The 19,792-nt window shown below is 69.8% G+C and carries 1 protein-coding gene (cut by both window edges); it reads right to left on the reverse strand.

All 19,792 nt of this window come from inside a single coding sequence — locus Q4V64_RS04880, non-ribosomal peptide synthase/polyketide synthase (protein ID WP_303709019.1), on the reverse strand. Of the gene's 41,271 coding nucleotides, 16,407 precede the window and 5,072 follow it; the stretch shown corresponds to coding positions 16,408-36,199 — codons 5,470 (complete) to 12,067 (partial); the first complete codon in reading order (the gene reads right to left) occupies window positions 19,790-19,792. Both the start codon and the stop codon lie outside the window.

Below are 19,792 nucleotides of genomic sequence, written 5' to 3' on the forward strand. Positions count from 1 at the left end.
CCAGCACCCGCACCAACCGCTCCGCGATCGCCTCAACCGTGCCCGCGTCGAACAGATCCACCGACGCGTTCACCGAGCCATGCAACCCACCCGGACGACCCTGGTCGTCGAAGGTCTCCCAGAGGGTCACGTCGAGGTCGAACCTCGCCACCGACGCGTTCCGAGAGACCTCCAGCCTGGCGGGGCTGAACTCCACATCGGTGAGCCGCAACGCCGCGTTCTCGGTGTTCTGAACGGTCAGCATCACCTGGAACAGCGGATGCCGCGCCATCGACCGCACGGGGGCAAGCTCCTCCACCAGGCGCTCGAACGGCACGTCCTGGTGAGCCAGCGCCCCCAGGCTCGCCTCCCGCACCCCCGCCAGCACGGCCCGGAACTCCGGATCACCCGACAGATCCGTCCGGATCACCAGGCTGTTGACGAAGAACCCGACCAGGTCGTCCAGCGCCTCATCGGTACGACCCGCCACCGCAGACCCGATCGGAACGTCCGTCCCCGCCCCGAGCCGCGAGAGCAGCACCGCCAGCGCGGCCTGTACGACCATGAACGGCGTCACGCCCTCGGCACGGGCCAGCTCCGCCAGCCGCTCATGCACCTCCGCCGGCACCCGCACCGGCACCCGGTGACCCACATGGCCGGCCACCGCCGGACGGGGCCGGTCCACCGGCAACGCGAGTTCCTCCGGGGCCCCGGCCAGCGTTTGCCGCCAGTACGCCGTCTGCCTCGACAGCAGGCTGTCCGGGTCGGACTCCTCCCCCAGCAAGTCCCGCTGCCAGAGGGTGTAATCGGCGTACTGCACCGGCAGCGGCTCCCACGCGGGCGCCTCGCCACGCAACCGCGCCTCGTACGCGGTGGACAGGTCGCTGCCAAGCGGACCGCGTGACCAGCCGTCGCTGGCGATGTGATGCATCACCACGGTCAATACGCGGTCGTCCGGTCCCGCCTCGAACAGCCATGCCCTGATGGGCAGTTCGGCGGACAGGTCGAACGCGTAGCGCGACGCCCGCGCCACGGCCTGCGCCAGTTCCTCCGATGCCACCTGCGTCACCCGCAGATCCCAGTCCAGCTCGTGCGGGTCCACGATCTGCTGGTAGGGCTCGCCGTCCGCTGCCGGGAACACCGTCCGCAGCGACTCGTGCCGGGTGATCACGTCGCGCAGCGCGGCGCCCAACGCGGCGACATCCACGTTGCCGCTCAACCGGATCGTGGTCGGCAGGTTGTACGTCGGGCTCGGGCCCTCCAGTTGGGCCAGGAACCACAGCCGTCGCTGCGCGAACGACAACGGCACCCGCTCCGGACGCGGCGCCGCACGCAGGGGCTGCCGCGCCAGTTCCACCCCGGCTCCCGCGATACGCGAGGCCAGCCCGGCCGGCGTCGGCGTCTCGAACAGTGCCCGCAGGGGCAACTCCACGCCGAGCACGACACGGATCCGCGACACCAGCCGCACCGCCAGCAGCGAATGCCCGCCCAGCGCGAAGAAGCTGTCGTCGGCCCCGACCGACTCCAGCCCGAGGACATCGGCGAACGCCGCGCACAGGAGTTCTTCCTGCACGGTGGCTGGAGCCCTTCCGGCACCGGCGGTGTAGTCGGGGGCGGGCAGGGCTTTGCGGTCGAGTTTGCCGGCGGCGGTCAGCGGGAGTTCCGGCAGTGCCACTACGGCGGCCGGGACCATGTGGTCGGGCAGCCGCGCCGCCACGAAATCGCGTACACCGGCGGTGTCCATTCCGGTGTCGCCGTCGGCCGGGACGACGTATGCGACCAGGCGCCGGTCGCCCGGGGTGTCCTCGCGGGCGACGACCGCGGCCTGTTGGACATCGGGGTGGGTGCGCATCGCCGTCTCGATCTCGCCGGGTTCGACGCGGAAGCCGCGGATCTTGACCTGCTCGTCCACGCGGCCCAGGAACAGCAACTGCCCGTCCGGGGACCACCTCACCAGGTCGCCGGTGCGGTACATCCGCTCACCGCCGGTCCCGAAGGGGCACGCCACGAAGCGCTCGCTCGTGAGGGACGGGCGGCCGACATAGCCGCGCGCGAGTGCGGCGCCTGCCACGTACAGCTCGCCGGGCACTCCGACCGGCACCGGCTGAAGCGCCTCGTCCAGCACGAACAGGCGGGTGTTGGCGATCGGCGTACCGATCGGCACCACGTCGTCGTGCGCAGACAGCTCGGCCGTGGCCACACCGATCGTGGTCTCCGTCGGGCCGTAATGGTTGAACACCCGCCGGCCCTCGGCAACAGCCGTCCGCACCAATTCCCGCGCCCAGCCGGCTGAGGCCGCCTCACCGCCAAGGACCAGGGACTGCCCCGGCAGCAACGGCTCCACGCCGACCGCAGCCGTCAACGCCGCCAGATGCGACGGCACCACCTTGAACGCATCGATCCGCCGCTCGGCGAGGTAGCTTGCCACCGCTTCCGGATCGGTGACCGCCTCCTCGTCCAGCACATGCAACTGCCCGCCCGTGGCCAGGCTCGTGAACACCACCGTGTTCCCCAGGTCCGTCACCTGCGCCTGAAGAAGCGCATACCGCGCCCCCGGCAACGACCACCCCAGCCGCACCGACACCGACGACACGTAGTTCGCCAGCGAACCGTGCGTAACCGCGACGCCCTTTGGCACACCCGTCGATCCGGAGGTGTAGATGACATACGCCAGCCCCGCCGGGTCGACCGCCACACCCGGCGCGGCATCCGAAGCGCCCGACAGCCCGGCGAGATCGTCCGAAGACAGAACCACGTCCACACCGGCATCGGCCAACATGAACTCCACCCGCTCAGCCGGCAGACCACCGTCGATCGGCAGATAGGCCGCCCCGGCCTTCCAGACTCCGAGAATGCCGCTGATCATCTCCGCGCCACGCGGCAAACGCAGACCCACCACCGACTCAGGGCCTACACCCCGCCCCCGCAGCCAATTCGCCAGACGATTCGCCGCCGCATCCAACTCCCCGTACGACAGCTCCACACCATCAGCGACCACCGCGACCGCAGCCGGATCAGCGGCAGCCCGCTCCTCGAACAGCTCCACCACCGACGAACCGGCCCCACCCGACGCCGTGTCATTCCACCGCCGCAGAAGCAGGTCACGCTCGCCCGATCCGAGTACGTCAACCTCGCGCACCCGCACGTCAGGCACCGCCGTCACCGACTCCAGCACCCCGCCGAACCAACCCGCGATCCGCTCAGCACTCCCCGCCACGAACAGATCCGCCGACGCCGTCAGACCACCCCGCAAACCAGCAGGACGACCCTCCTCGTCGAACACCTCCGACAACGACAGATCAAGGTCGAACTTCGCCGCCACCGTGGCCACACCACCACCCACCACCGGCTCCCCACCGGCACGAGCACCCGGCAGCTCCAACCCACCACGCCCGACGTTCTGCACGGTGAGCATCACCTGGAACAACGGATGCCGCGCCAACGACCGCTCCGGAGCAAGCTCCTCCACCAACCGCTCGAACGGCACATCCTGATGCGCAAGAGCCCCAAGGCTCGCCTCCCGCACCCGCCCCAACACAGCACGGAACTCCGGATCACCCGACAGATCCGTCCGGATCACCAACGTATTGACGAAGAAACCGACCAGATCATCCAGCGCCTCATCCGTACGACCCGCCACCGGCGAACCCACAGGAATGTCCGTCCCGGCCCCGACCCGCGACAGCGTCACCGCCAGCGCGGCCTGCAAGACCATGAAGACCGTCACCCCTTCGGCCCGCGCCAGCTCCGCCACCCGCTGATGCACCTGGGCCGATATCCGCACCGGCACCTGGTGACCGACGTGCCCGGCCGCCGCCGGACGGGGGAGATCAGCAGGCAGCGTCAGTTCTTCGGGCGCCCCGGCGAGAGTTCGCCGCCAGTAGTCGGCCTGCGCCGACAGCAGGCTCTCGGGGTCGGACTCCTCCCCCAGCAACTCCCGCTGCCACAACGCGTAATCCGCGTACTGCACCGGCAACGGCTCCCACTCGGGGGCCCGTCCCTCCAGCCGCGCCGCATACGCCTCCGACACATCCCTGGCCAGCGGACCACGCGACCAACCATCACTGGCGATGTGGTGCGTGACCACCAGCAGAACCCGCTTCGCACCGGCCTCGAACAGCCACGCCCGAATCGGCACCTCCACCGACAGATCGAACGCGTACCGCGACGCCTGGGCCACGGCATCGGCCAACTCGCCGGGCTCCAGCCTGGTCACTTCCAGTTCCCAGTCCAGGTCTCGCGGGTCGAGAATCTGCTGATACGGCTCTCCGTCCGCGGCCGGGAACACCGTCCGCAACGACTCGTGCCGCACGATCACATCGCGCAGCGCCGCCCCGAGAGCAGCGACGTCAACGCTGCTCAGCCTGATCGGCACCGGGATGTTGTAGGTCGGGCTCGGCCCTTCGAGCTGGGCCAGGAACCACAGGCGGCGCTGCGCGAACGACAACGGCACCCGCTCCGGACGCGCCCACGCCCTCAACGGCGTACGAGCATCGCCCGCGCTCTCGGCCAACCGTGCCGCCAGCCCGGTCACCGTCGGCGCCTCGAACAGCGCCCGAACCCCGACCTCGACTCCCAGCACGACGCGTATCCGCGAGATCAGCCGCACGGCGAGGAGTGAGTGGCCACCGAGGGCGAAGAAGCTGTCGTCGACCCCGACCGACTCCAGTCCGAGAACGTCGGCGAAAGCCGCGCACAGGATCTCTTCCTGGACGGTGGCCGGTGCGCGGCCCGTGCCGGTGGTGTACTCCGGTGCCGGCAGCGCACGCCGGTCCAGCTTGCCGTTGACGGTGACCGGCAGCTCGGCCAGCGTGACGAACGCGGCCGGGACCATGTACTCCGGCAGCCGCGCAGCCACCAACTCCCGCATTCCGTCGGTCTCCTGGCCGGTCGGCACTACGTAGGCGACCAGTCGCTTGTCGCCCGGCACGTCCTCGCGGGCCACCACCGCGGCCTGACCCACACCCGGATGCTCCAGCAGTACGGCCTCGATCTCACCCGGCTCGATCCGGAACCCACGGATCTTCACCTGCTCGTCCGCCCGGCCCAGGAACACCAACTGGCCATCGCCGGTCCACTTCACCAAGTCCCCGGTCCGGTACATCCGCTCACCGCTCATGCCGTACGGGCAGGCCACGAAGCGCTCACCGGTCAGCGACGGGCGACCGACATATCCATGGGCCAACTGAACCCCGGACAGATACAACTCACCCGCAACCCCGACCGGCACCGGAGCCAGATACTCATCCAGCACGAAGACCCGGGTGTTGGCCACCGGTTCGCCGATCGGCACCGGACCGTCTGTCTGCGCGGGATCGCACGCCCAGGCGGTGACATCCACCGCCGCCTCCGTCGGCCCATACAGGTTGTGCAACTCCACACCCGCGAACGCCTCGAAGAACTGCTTCTGCGTGGACAGGGACAACACCTCGCCACTGCACACCACATGCCGCAAACTCCCCAACCCACCACCAGCACCCACCTGCAAGAACGCATCCAGCATCGACGGCACGAAATGCACCACACTGACACACTGCTCACGGATCACATCCGCCACATAACCCGGATCACGGTGCCCACCAGGACGCGCCACCACCAGCGTCGCACCCCACACCACAGTCCCGACCAACTCCCACACCGACACGTCGAACACCGCCGGCGTCTTCTGCAACACCCGATCCCCCGCACCGATCCCATACCGATCCCGCATCCACACCAACCGGTTCACAACGCTCCGATGAGAGACCGCAACCCCCTTCGGCCGCCCCGTCGAACCCGACGTATAGATCACATACGCCGCCTGCCGCACATCCACCGAAACAGGCCCCGCAACAACCCCGCCCTGGCCTGTCGACACCCGGGCCACAGCCTCCGCATCATCCAGCACCACCACCGGCGCCGCATCCTCCAACAACAACGCCACCCGCTCCGCCGGATAACCCGGATCCACCGGCAGATACGCCGCCCCCGCCTTCAACACCCCCCACAACGCAACAACCAGCTCAACCCCACGCTCCAACACCACCGCCACCGTCGACCCCGCAACCACACCCCGACCGACCAGATGATGAGCCAGCCGCCCCGCCCGCACATCCAACTCCGCATACGACAACTCCACACCCTCAAACACCACCGCCACCGCATCCGGCGACCGCCGCACCCGAGCCGCAAACAACTCAGACAAAGTCCCCGACTCCACCACCCCAGCCGTGTCATTCCACCCGACCAGCACCCGCTCCCGCTCACCCGCACTCAGCACATCCACCGCGCCCAGCGCCACATCCGCGCCACCGGCCAGCACACCGGCGAGGGCGTGAACCAGGCTCTCCACCGCCGTGCGCAGCAGTGCGCCGAGGGCCCACGGGTCGAGGGACTCGACCGTCTGCACGCTCAGGCCGAGGCCGTCCGGCCCTCGGTCGTTGACGGACACCGCCACCGGGTAGTGGGTCCGTTCCTCGCCGAAGACCCTCTGGATGCCCTCCACCGGGCGCTGCTCGTCCTGTTCCTCGCCGGTGGGGTTCTCGGAGGCGCCGGTGATGTGCCGGTAGTTGAACAGGGACGTGAACAGCGGCGCATCGCCCGTAACACCGCTGGCCTGCTGTGCCACCGCCAGCGGAGCGTGCTCGTGCTCCAACAGGGCAGCCAGCTGGTCCCGCATGTTCTCGACCGCGGCGCGTACCCCGACCCTGCCGGTCTGCATTCGCACAGGCAGGGTGTTGATGAACGGGCCGAGTACTCGGTCGGCGCCCTCGCCGGCGTTCATCCGCCCGAACAGCACCGTGCCGAAGACGACGTCATCGCGCCCCGACAACGCGGCGAGCACTCGTGCCCACATCACGTGCAGCACCGTCGCCGTACTGACGCCCAGTTCCCGCGCCACCCGCCGCAAGCCGTCCACGACCTCATCGGCGATGGGCACAGGTGCCTCGATCACCCGACCGCCGCCGTCGCCATCGCCGCGCGCATCCAACAGCCCGTACGGCGCGGTCGGCTCGGTCACATCCCCCAACAGCTCGGCGAAGAACCGCTCGTGCTCCTCCCTCGGCACCGCCCGCGTCTGCGCGACGAAGTTCCGGAACGGAAGCGCAGGCGCCATGCGATCTGCCTCGCCGGACAGCACGGCCCGCAGTTCCTGAAGCAGGACGTCCATGCCCAGGTGGTCCTGAAGCATGTGGTGCATGCGCACGAGCCCCAGGCAGCGGCCGTCCGGCAGTTCGGCCATATGCAGGTCCATCAGCGGAGCACGGCCGAGGTCCATGACCGAGCCCGCCCGGGCGATGAGGGCCTCCACCCGGCGCGCGGGCTCCACCGAATCAACGTCAAGGACGTGCTGGACGACCGGAAGCACCACGTGCCGCCACACCACCTGAACCGGCTCCCGCAGCCCTTCCCAGACCACGCCCGTGCGGTAGATGTCGTGCCGGTTCACCACCTGCTGCATGGCCTCTGCGAATTCGTTCAACCGGCCCCTGGAAGCGAACTCCACGCCGAATGTCGCGAGGTAGACGTCCTCGCCTTCGCCCGCCATGAGGTGGTGGAAGAGCAGGCCTTCCTGGAGCGGGGCCAGCGGATAGACGTCCGCCACGTTCGCCGCCCCGCCGTCGACCGTCGCGACCACCCGGTCGATCTCCGCCTGCGACAGCTCGACCAACGGCAGCATGTCCGGGGTGATGTGCTCCGCACCACCGGCCGGGATCAGATTCTCGGGAACCTCCACCGATCCGATTCCGGTGGCCTCGGCCAGCTCGGCCGGGGTCGGCGCCTCGAACAGCGCCCGCACCGAAACCGACACACCCCGCGCCCGCAACCGCTCGACCAGCGTCACCGCCAGCAGCGAATGCCCACCGAGCTGGAAGAAGTTGTCGTCGACACCGACCGACTCCACGCCCAGTACCTCGGCGAACACCCCGCACAGCAGCTCTTCCCGCACCGTCGCCGCGGCACGGCCCGCCCCCGTCGCGTACTCGGGCGCCGGCAGCGCTCGCCGGTCGAGCTTGCCGTTGACCGTCAGCGGCAGCTCCGCCAGCATGACGAACGCGGCCGGGACCATGTACTCCGGCAGCCGCGACGCCACCAACTCTCGTAGCCCCTCAAGCTCCTGCTCCACGGGCACCACGTAGGCAACCAGCCGCCGGTCACCCACCGCATCCTCGCGGGCCACGACCGCCACCTGCGCGACGTCCGGATGCGTCGACAGCACGGCCTCGATCTCACCCGGCTCGATGCGGAAGCCACGCACCTTGACCTGCTCATCGGCCCGCCCGAGGAACATCAACCGCCCGTCCGGCGTCCACTTCACCAGGTCCCCGGTCCAGTACATCCGCTCGCCACCGGAACCGTAGGGGCACGCCACATACCGCTCGCCCGTCAGCCCCGGCCGGCCCACATATCCGCGCGCCACCCCGGCCCCGGCGACATACAACTCACCCGCGACCCCCACCGGCACCGGCTGAAGCGCCTCATCCAGCACGAACAGACGCGCATTGGCGATCGGCGCACCGATGGTCGGCTCGTCCCCGGCCGCCAGCGGAGCCGACATCGACGCACACACCGTGATCTCCGTCGGACCGTAGGCGTTGATGAAACGGCGCCCGGGGGCCCACCGCTCCACCAGCCCCGCGTCCAACGCGTCACCCGCCGACACCAGCGTGGTCACCGAGCCGAGGTCGTCGGCTCCCAGCACGGCGAGGACGGCCGGCGGCAGCGTCACATGCGTCACCCCATGCCGGGCCACGACATCGACCAGCCCGCCGCCCGGAGCCAGGTCCTCGGCTCCTGCCACGACCAGCGCGGCTCCTGAGCACAGCGCCATCAGCACCTCGGATGTCGCCGCGTCGAAACCGATCGAGGCGAACTGGAGCACCCGGGAACCCGGCTCCACCGCGAACCGTTCCACCTGCGCCGTCGCCAGGTTCACCGCCCCGCTGTGGGTGAGCGCCACACCCTTCGGCGTCCCTGTCGACCCCGACGTGTAGATGACATACGCCAGGCCCGACGGGTCCATCACCGTCTCGGCCGGCGCGTCCGAGCATCCGTCCACGACCATGGTGGTCATCGGGTCGTCGATCGCGACTGTCCGCACCCGCCCGGCCGGCAGGTCGTCCAGCGCCTCCTGTGTCCCCAGCACCAGTTGCGCGCGGCTGTCGGCCAGCATGTACGCCAGCCGCTCGACGGGCAGCCCGGCGTCGATCGGCAGATACGCCGCCCCGGCCTTCCACACCGCCAGGATCGCCGTCACCAGCTCCGCGCCGCGCGGCAGGCACAGGCCGACCACCGACTCACGGCCCATCCCCTGACTCCGCAGATAGTTCGCGAGGCGATTGGCCGCCGCGTCCAGTTGCGCGTACGACAGCTCGACGCCGTCGCCGACCACCGCCACCGCATCCGGCGTCTCGGCGACCCGCCGCGTGAACAGCTCCACCATCGAGGAGGCCGCGACCGGGGACGCGGAGTCGTTCCATCCGCGCAGCAGCCGCTCGCGCTCGTCGGCCCCGAGCACGTCGACCGCCCCCAACCGGATGCCGGGCGCAGCGGTCACCAGGTCCAGGACCCGGTTCCACCGCTCGGCGACGGCCTCCACGGAAGCGGCGTCGAACAGATCCGCCGCTCCGGTGACCGACCCTCGCAGTCCGGCAGGGCGGCCGTGCTCGTCGTAGGTCTCCCCGACCATCACGTCGATGTCGCACTTGACCGACGCGGCCACGGCGGCCTCAACGCCGGCTCCCGCTCCTCCCCCTCGGACGCCAGGCATGTCCAGTCGCGCCTGCTCGACGTTCTGAAGCGTCAAAGCCACCTGGAACAGGGGGTATCGCGCCAGCGACCGGGACGGTGCCAGTTCCTCGACCAGCCGCTCGAACGGCACGTCCTGGTGGGCCAGAGCCCCCAGGCTCGCTTCCCGCACCCGCTCCAGCACCTGCCGGAACTCCGGGTCGCCCGACAGGTCCGTACGGATCACGAGCGTGTCGACGAAGGAGCCGACCAGGTCGTTCAGCGCCTCGTCGGTACGGCCGGCCCCACCGGAACCGATCGACACATCGGTGCCCGCGCCGAGCCGCGACAGCGTCACCGCCAGCGCGGCCTGCAAGATCATGAACGTCGTCACGCCCTCGGCGCGTGCCAGGTCGACCATCCTCCGGTGCACCTCGACCGGCACCCGCAACGGAACCCGGTGCCCACGATGACCGGCCACCGCCGGCCTCGTCCGGTCCACCGGCAACGCCACCTCGTCCGGCGCACCGGCCAGCGCCTGCCGCCAGTACTCCACCTGCCGCGACAGCAGGCTCTCCGGGTCGGACTCCTCGCCCAGCAACTCCCGCTGCCAGAGGGTGTAATCGGCGTACTGCACCGGCAGCGGCTCCCATACCGGGGCCTCGCCCCGCAACCGTGCCGCATACGCAGTCGACAGATCCCGGCTCAGCGGAACCGTCGACCAACCGTCGCCGGCGATGTGGTGCATGACCACCATGAGCACCTGCTCGTCGCCGTCCGGGCCGGTCTGGAACAGCCACGCCCGGATCGGCAGCTCGGCGGACAGGTCGAACGCATACCGCGACGCCTCGCCGACGGCATCAGCGAGTTCGCCGGGCGCCACCTGGCTGACGTGCAGTTCCCAGTCCAGATCGTGCGGGTCGAGAATGTTCTGGTACGGCTCGCCGTCCACGGCCGGGAACACTGTCCGCAACGACTCATGGCGTCCGATCACATCCCGGAACGCCTGCTCCAGTACTGCGGCATCCACGCCGCTCAGCCTGATCGGCACCGGGATGTTGTAGGTCGGGCTCGGGCCTTCGAGCTGGTCCAGGAACCATAGGCGGCGCTGCGCGAACGAAAGCGGCACCCGCTCGGGGCGCGCCCACGCCCGCAGCGGCGTACGGGCCTCGCCCGTGCCCTGGGCGAGACGGGCCGCCAGACCGGCCACCGTCGGCGCCTCGAACAGCGTCCGCAGCGGCAGCTCGACACCGAGCACTACACGGATGCGCGAGATCAGCCGTACGGCGAGGAGTGAGTGGCCGCCGAGGGCGAAGAAGCTGTCGTCCACGCCGACGGATTCCAGCCCCAGTACGTCGGCGAACGCCGCGCACAGGATCTCTTCCTGGGGGGTGGCCGGGCCCCGGCCCTCGCCGGTGACGTACTCGGGCACAGGCAGCGCCTTGCGGTCGAGCTTGCCGTTGGCCGTCAGCGGCAGCTCGGGCAGCGTGACGAAAGCGGCCGGGACCATGTACTCGGGCAACCGCGAGGCCACCAACTCCCGCAGGCCATCCGCCTCTTGGCCGTCCGACACCACGTAAGCGACTAGCCGCTTGTCGCCCGGGATGTCCTCACGGGCCACGACCGCCGCCTGGTGGACATCGGGGTGGGTGAGCAACAGGCTCTCGATCTCGCCGGGCTCGATACGGAAGCCTCGGATCTTGACCTGCTCATCGGCCCGGCCGAGGAACAGCAGTTGCCCCTCGGCGGACCACTTGACCAGGTCGCCCGTGCGGTACATCCGCTCCCCGCTCCTGCCGTAGGGGCAGGCGATGAAGCGTTCACCGGTCAGTGACGGGCGGCCGACGTAGCCGCGTGCCACGCCCGGGCCGGCGACGTACAGCTCGCCCGCGACCCCGACCGGCACCGGCTGAAGCGCCTCGTCCAGCACGTAGACGCGGGTGTTGGCGATGGGCGTACCGATCGACGGCTCATCACCGGGGGCCAGCGGCGCCGACATCGACGCACACACCGTGATCTCCGTCGGACCATACGCATTGATCAGCCGACGACCCGGGGACCAACGCTCCACCAACCCCGCATCCAACGCCTCACCCGCCGACACCAGCGTGGTGATCGAATCCAGGCCGTCGTCGCCCAAAGCGCTCAGCACCGCCGGCGGCAACGTCGCATGCGTCACCCCACGCGCCGCCACCAGCTCGACCAGCCCACCACCCGGCAACACCTCGTCCGCCGACGCCACCACCAGCGCCGCACCCGAGCACAACGTCACCAAAACTTCCGACACCGCCGCGTCAAAACCGACCGAGGCGAACTGCGACACCCGCGACGCCTGCTCCACCGCAAACCGCTCACCCTGAGCAGCCACCAGATTCACCAGACCAGCGTGGGCAAGCGCCACACCCTTCGGCGTCCCCGTCGACCCGGACGTATAGATCACATACGCCAGCCCCGCCGGGTCGACCGCCACCTCTGGCGCAGTCTGCGGCATGGCGCCAACCTCGGCCCCCGCCCGCGGGTCATCCAGCCACACCAGCGAGGTGTCTGCGAGTACATCGGCCAGGTCTCCCGCTGCGGCGGTACTGGCAAGCACCACCGGCATGCGGCTGTCGGCCACCATGAAACCGACCCGCTCCGCCGGATACCGCACATCAATCGGCAGGAACGCTGCCCCCGCCTTCAACACGGCCAGCATCCCGGTTACCAACTGCGCACCCCGCGGCAGGCACAGGCCCACCACCGACTCACGCCCCACACCCATGCCCCGCAGATAGTGCGCGAGCCGATTCGACTCGGCCTCCAACTCGCCGTAAGTCAGGGCGGCTTGGTCGTGGATCACCGCGACCGCGTCCGGAGCGGCTGCCACCCGCCGCCGGAACAGCTCCACCACCGACGAATCCGCCACCACATCCGCGGCCGTGTCATTCCACCCACGGAGCAGCAGCTCACGCTCGTCCGCGCCGAGCACGTCAACCGCGCCCAGGGCCATATCCGGGTCGTCGGCGAGTGCGTCGACCACGTTCGCCGCCGCCGTGCACAGCAGTGCGCCCAGCGCACGCGGATCGAGCACGTCAACCGTCTGCACACTCAGACTCAGACCCCGCGTGCCGCGATCGTTGACCGAGACCGCCACCGGATAGTTGGTCCGCTCCTCCGCGAAGACCGTCCGTATCCCCGTCACCGGCCGCTGTCCCGTCGGGCTGCCCGAAGAGTCAGTGATGTGGCGGTAGTTGAACAGCGAGGTGAAGAGAGGCGCATCGCCCACGACACCACTGACCCGCTGCGCCACCGCCAACGGCGCATGCTCATGCTCCAGCAGCGCGGCCAACTGCTCCCGCATCCCCTCGACCGCCGCGCGCACCCCTACCCCACCGATCGGCAGCCGCACGGGAAGCGTGTTGATGAACGGGCCCACCACACGGTCCGCACCCGCGCCCGCGTTCATCCGCCCCAGCAACACCGTGCCGAACACCACGTCATCCCGCCCGGACAACACAGCCACCACCCGCGCCCACACCACATGCAGCACGGTCGCCGTACTGACTCCCAGTTCCCGCGCCACCCGCCGCAGTCCCTCAACCACCTCATCGGCGATAGGCACAGCTGCCTCGATCACCTGGCTGCCGTCCCCGCGCACATCGAAGAGCCCGTACGGCGCGGTCGGCTCGGTCACATCACCCAGCAGCTCGGCGAAGAACCGCTCGTGCTCCTCCCTCGGCACCGCCCGCGTCTGCGCCACGAAATTCCGGAACGGCAGCGCCGGCGCCAGCCGATCCGCCTCACCGGTGAGTCCGGCGTCCAGTTCGCGCAGCAGGACGTCCATGCCCATGTGGTCCAGGAGCAGGTGATGCATCCGCACCAGCCCGAGCCAGCGGCCCTGAGACAGATCGGCCGCATGCAGATCCATCAACGGCGCACGCCTCAGGTCCATCACCGAACCCGCCAGGGCGATCAGAGCCTCCACCGGGTCCGCATGCTCACCGTCGATCTCGTGCTCTACGACCGGTAGTTCCGCGTGCCGCCACACCACCTGGACGGGCTCACTCAGCCCTTCCCACGCCACACCCGTGCGGTAGATGTCATGCCGGTCCACCACCTGCTGGAGCACCCGCACAAACGTCTCCAGCCGGGACCGCGAGTCGAACTCCACCACCCGGGCGGTGAGATAGACGTCCTCTCCGTCACCCGCCATGAGGTGGTGGAAGAACATGCCCTCCTGGAGCGGGGCCAGCGGATAGACGTCGGCCACGTTCGCCGCGCCGCCGTCGACCGTCGCGACCACCCGGTCGATCTCGGCCTGCGACAGCTCGACCAGCGGCAGCATGTCCGGGGTGATCCGCTCCGCACCACCGGCGGGGATCAGATTCTCCGGAACCTCCACCGACCCGACGCCGGCCGCACCCGCCAAACCGACCGGCGTCGGCGCCTCGAACAACGCCCGCACCGACACCGACACACCCCGAGCCCGCAACCGCTCAACCAGCCGCACCGCAAGCAGCGAATGCCCACCGAGCTGGAAGAAGTTGTCGTCGACCCCGACCCTCTCCACGCCCAAGACCTCGGCGAAGGTCGCGCACAGCAGCTCTTCGCGAACCGTCGCCGGACCCCGGCCCGCACCAGTGGCGTACTCAGGAGCCGGCAACGCCCGCCGGTCCAGCTTTCCGTTGACCGTCAACGGCAACTTCGCCAGCGTGACGAACGCGGCTGGGACCATGTACTCCGGAAGCCGAGACGCCACCAACTCCCGCAGCCCCTCGACCTCCTGCTCCGCGGGAACCACGTAGGCCACCAGCCGCCGGTCACCCACCACATCCTCACGGGCCACGACAGCGGCCTGGTCAACGTCCGGATGCGTCAGCAGCACGGCCTCGATCTCACCGGGCTCGACCCGGAAGCCCCGCACCTTGACCTGCGTGTCCGCCCGCCCGGCGAACAGCAGTTGCCCATCCAGAGTCCACTTGACCAGGTCCCCGGTCCGGTACATCCGCTCCCCACCGGAACCGTACGGGCACGCCACAAACCGCTCACCCGTCAACGACGGACGACGGATGTACCCGCGCGCGAGTCCCGCGCCGGCCACGTACAACTCACCCGTGACCCCGACCGGCACCGGCTCAAGCGCCTCATCCAGCACATACAGCCGACTATTGGCAATCGGCCGCCCGAACGGCACCGGACCCGAACGCCCCCCATCCACCGTCCCAATCGCCGTGATCACCGTCGACTCGGTCGGCCCATACGCATGCACCAACCGACGCCCCACCGACCACCTACGCGCCACCACCTCACCGACCGCCTCAGCCCCCACCACCATCGGCCCCACATGCGCCAGATCCTCAGGCTCCAACACCTCCAGCAACGACGGCACCACACTCGCCGCCCGAACCCCCACCAACTCCCGCAACCTGCCCGGCTGCTCCCGCTGAGCATCACTGGCGACCCACAAAGCAGCACCGGACGACAACGCCACCCCCACATCCAACACCGACGCGTCAAAACTGAACGACGCGAACTGCAACACCCCAACCCCCGGACCCGCACCCATCACCGGACCGAACACGTCCACCAGATTCGCCAGCGAGGAATGCGAGACGGCCACGCCCTTCGGCACACCCGTCGACCCCGACGTATAGATCACATACGCCAGATCACCCACCACACCCGGCGCAGAGTCCGACGAGCCACCCGAACGATCCAGATCATCCGGACCGATCACCACACCCACACCGGCATCAGCCAGCATGAACTCCACCCGCTCAGCCGGCAGACCGGCGTCGACCGGCAGATAGGCCGCGCCGGCCTTCCACACCCCCACAATCCCGACGATCATCTCCGCGCCACGCGGCAGACACAGACCCACCACCGACTCCCGGCCCACACCCCGACCCCGCAGCCAATTCGCCAGACGATTCGCCGCCGCATCCAACTCCCCATACGACAGCTCCACACCATCAGCCACCACCGCCACCGCACCCGGATCAGCGGCAGCCCACTCCTCGAACAGCTCCACCACCGACACACCCGCCACACCCGACGCCGTGTCATTCCACCGCCGCAACAACACATCCCGCTCGCCGGCATCCAGCACGCCCACAGCCCGCACCCGCACGCCAGGCACGGCCGTCACCGAGTCCAACACCCGGCCGAACCAACCCGCGATCCGCTCAGCGGTCCCCGCCTCGAACAGATCCGCCGACGCGGTCAGAGCGCCCCGCAGCCCAGCCGGACGCCCCTCCTCGTCGAACGCCTCCGACAACGACACCTCAAGGTCGAACTTCGCCGACACCATTGCGCCCACCGGCTCGCCGGCGGCGCCGACATGGGCGCCGGGCAGCTCCAACGTGGCACGTTCAAGGTTCTGCATCGTCAACATCACCTGGAACAACGGATGCCGCGCCAACGACCGCTCAGGAGCCAGCTCCTCCACCAACCGGTCGAACGGCACGTCCTGGTGAGCGAAGGCACTCAGGTTCGCCTCCCGCACCCTCCCCAGCACAGCCCGGAACTCCGGATCACCCGACAGATCCGTGCGGATCACCAACGTATTGACGAAGAACCCGACGAGATCGTCCAAGGCCTCGTCGATACGGCCGGCCACACCAGACCCGATGGCCACATCGGTGCCCGCACCCACCCGCGACAACGTCACCGCCAACGCCGCCTGCACCACCATGAAGACCGTCACGCCCTCGGCACGAGCCAGCTCCACCAGCCGCTGATGCACCTCGGCGGACATCTGCATCGGCACCCGATGCCCGGTGTGACTCGCCACGGCCGGCCGCGGCCGGTCCGCCGGCAACGCCAACTCCTCAGGCGCACCGGCCAGCGTCCCCCGCCAGTACTCCACCTGCGCCGACAGCAAACTCCCCGGGTCGGACTCCTCCCCCAGCAACTCCCGCTGCCACAACGCATAATCCGCGTACTGCACCGGCAACGGCTCCCACACCGGAGCCTCACCCCGCACCCGTGCCGCATACGACACCGACAGATCCCGGCCCAGCGGCCCCATCGACCAGCCGTCGCCAGCGATGTGATGCACCACCAGTACGAGCGTCGCCTGCTGGTCCAGCCCGGTCTGGAACAGCCACGCCCGGACCGGCAGCTCGGCCGACAGATCGAACTCATACCGCCGCGCCCGTGCCACGGCATCGGCGAGTTCGCCGGACTCGACCCGGCTGACCTGCAGTTCCCAGTCCAGTTCGGACACATCGAGGATGTGCTGGTACGGCTCACCGTCCACGGCCGGGAACACCGTCCGCAACGACTCATGCCGGGCGATGACGTCACGCAGCGCCGCATTCAGCGCGGCGACGTCCACCGCGCCGCTCAGCCGGATCGTCGTCGGCAGGTTGTAGAGCCCGCTGGGCCCCTCCAACTGCGCCAGGAACCACAGCCGCCGCTGCGCGAACGACAAGGGCACCCGCTCGGGACGCACCCTCGCCCGCAGCGGCGTACGAGCCTGGCCCGCGCCGTCCGCGATACGGGCCGCCAGCCCGGCCGCCGTCGGAGTCTCGAAGAGCGTACGGACCGCAACCTCGACACCCAGCACCGCACGGATACGCGACACCAGTCGCACCGCGAGCAGCGAGTGCCCGCCGAGCTGGAAGAAGCTGTCGTCCACGCCCACCGACTCCAGCCCCAGTACGTCGGCGAACGCCGCGCACAGGATCTCCTCCTGCACCGTGGCCGGTCCGCGGCCCCGGTCCTCCCCCGTGGCGTACTCCGGCGCCGGCAACGCCCGCCGGTCCAGCTTGCCGTTGACCGTCAACGGGAGTTCCGGCAGGGTGACCACCACGGCCGGAACCATGTATTCCGGCAGCCGCTCCGCCACCAGCCCCCGCAGGTCCTGGAGGTCCACGAGGTCGTCGTCATCATCGTCATCGATGGCGGCGAGTACGACGTAGGCAACCAACCGCTTGTCACCAGGACTGTCCTCGCGGACCACCACAGCGGCCCGCGCCACACCCGGGTGCACCGACAGCACTGCCTCGATCTCACCGGGCTCGATACGGAAGCCCCGCACCTTCACCTGCTCGTCCGCCCGCCCGACGAACACCAACTGCCCACCCTGGGACCACTTCACCAGGTCCCCGGTCCGGTACATCCGCTCACCGGACCCGAACGGGCACGCCACGAACCGCTCACCCGTCAGCCCAGGACGCCCGACATACCCGCGCGCCACCCCGGCACCGGCCACATACAGTTCGCCGACCACGCCCACCGGCACCGGCTGAAGCCCCTCATCCAGCACGTACGCACGCGTGTTGGCGATCGGCGTACCGATCGACGGCTCGTCACCAGTCTCCAACGGCGCCGACATCGACGCACACACCGTGATCTCCGTCGGACCATACGCATTGATCAGCCGACGACCCGGGGCCCAACGCTCCACCAACCCCGCGTCCAGCGCCTCACCCGCCGACACCAGCGTGGTGATCGAATCCAGCGCGGCATCACCCAGGGCGCTCAGCACCGCCGGCGGCAACGTCGCATGCGTCACCCCACGCGCCGCCACCAGCTCGACCAGCCCACCACCCGGCAACACCTCGTCCGCCGACGCCACCACCAGCGCCGCACCCGAGCACAACGTCACCAAAACTTCCGACACCGCCGCGTCAAAACCGACCGACGCGAACTGCAACACCCGCGAACCCGGCTCCACCGCAAACCGCTCACCCTGAGCAGCCACCAGATTCGCAACCCCGGCGTGCGCCACCGCCACACCCTTCGGCACACCCGTCGACCCGGACGTATAGATCACATACGCCAGCCCCGCCCCGTCGACCGCCACTTCCGGCGCGGCAGTGACCTGAGCGTCCAGCAGCGCGGTCGTCGTCGGATCGTCCAGGGCCACCAGCGGCACCCGGCCCACCGGCAGGTCGTCCAGGGCGTCCTGGCTCCCCAGAACGAGCTGCGCGCCGCTGCCGGCCAGCATGAACGCCACCCGATCCACGGGCAGTCGGCCGTCGATCGGCAGGAATCCCGCCCCGGCCTTCAGCACACCCAGAATTCCAGTCACCAGGTCGGCGCCCCGCGGCAGGCACAGCCCCACCACCGACTCACGCCCCACACCCATGCCCCGCAGATAGTGCGCGAGCCGATTCGACTCGGCCTCCAACTCCCCGTACATGAGGCCCACTTCACCGTCAATCACCGCGACCGCATCCGGAGCCGCATCCACCCGCCGCCGGAACAGATCCACCACCGACGCACCGGCCACCACACCCACGGCCGTGTCATTCCACCCATGGACCAGCAGCTCTCGCTCCTCCGCGCCGAGCACGTCCACCGCGCCCAGCCGCACATCCGGCTCCGCCGTCACCAGTTCCAGCACCCGCGCGATCCAGGCCGCGAATCTGGCGGCGGCAGGCTCGTCGAACAGGTCCGCCGAGACGTACACCGTGCCGCGCAGCCCCGCCGGCCGGCCCTCGCCGTCGAACCGTTCGCCCACCATCACGTCGATGTCGCACTTGACCGACGCCGCGGCGGCCGTGTCCGCGGCCGCTATCTCCTCGGCCCGGACACCGGGCATGTCGAGCCCGGCACGCTCGACGTTCTGCAGTGTCAGAGCCACCTGGAAGAGCGGGTGCCGCGCCGTCGACCGGGACGGTGCCAGCTCCTCCACCAAACGCTCGAACGGCACATCCTGGTGCGCCAGCGCCCCCAGGCTCGCCTCGCGCACCCGCCCCAGCACGGCACGGAACTCCGGGTCACCGGACAGGTCCGTCCGGATCACCAGGCTGTTGACGAAGAACCCGACCAGGTCGTTCAGCGCCTCGTCGGTGCGACCGGCCACGCCGGACCCGATGGCGACATCGGTGCCCGCCCCCACCCGGGACAGCGTTACCGCCAAGGCCGCCTGCACCACCATGAACGCCGTCACGCCCTCGGTGCGCGTCAGCTCCACGAGCCGTTGATGCACCTCGGCGGGCACCCGTAGCGGCGCGGCGTGACCGCGGTGGCCGGCCACCGCCGGACGCGGCCGGTCGGTCGGCAGCGTCAGCTCCTCCGGAATGCCTGCGAGCCTCTGCCGCCAGTAGTCCACCTGCTCCGACAGTAGGCTGTCGGAGTCGGAGTCGTCCCCCAGCAACTCCCGCTGCCACAG

The organism is Streptomyces sp. NL15-2K (assembly GCF_030551255.1).
Taxonomy (GTDB): domain Bacteria; phylum Actinomycetota; class Actinomycetes; order Streptomycetales; family Streptomycetaceae; genus Streptomyces.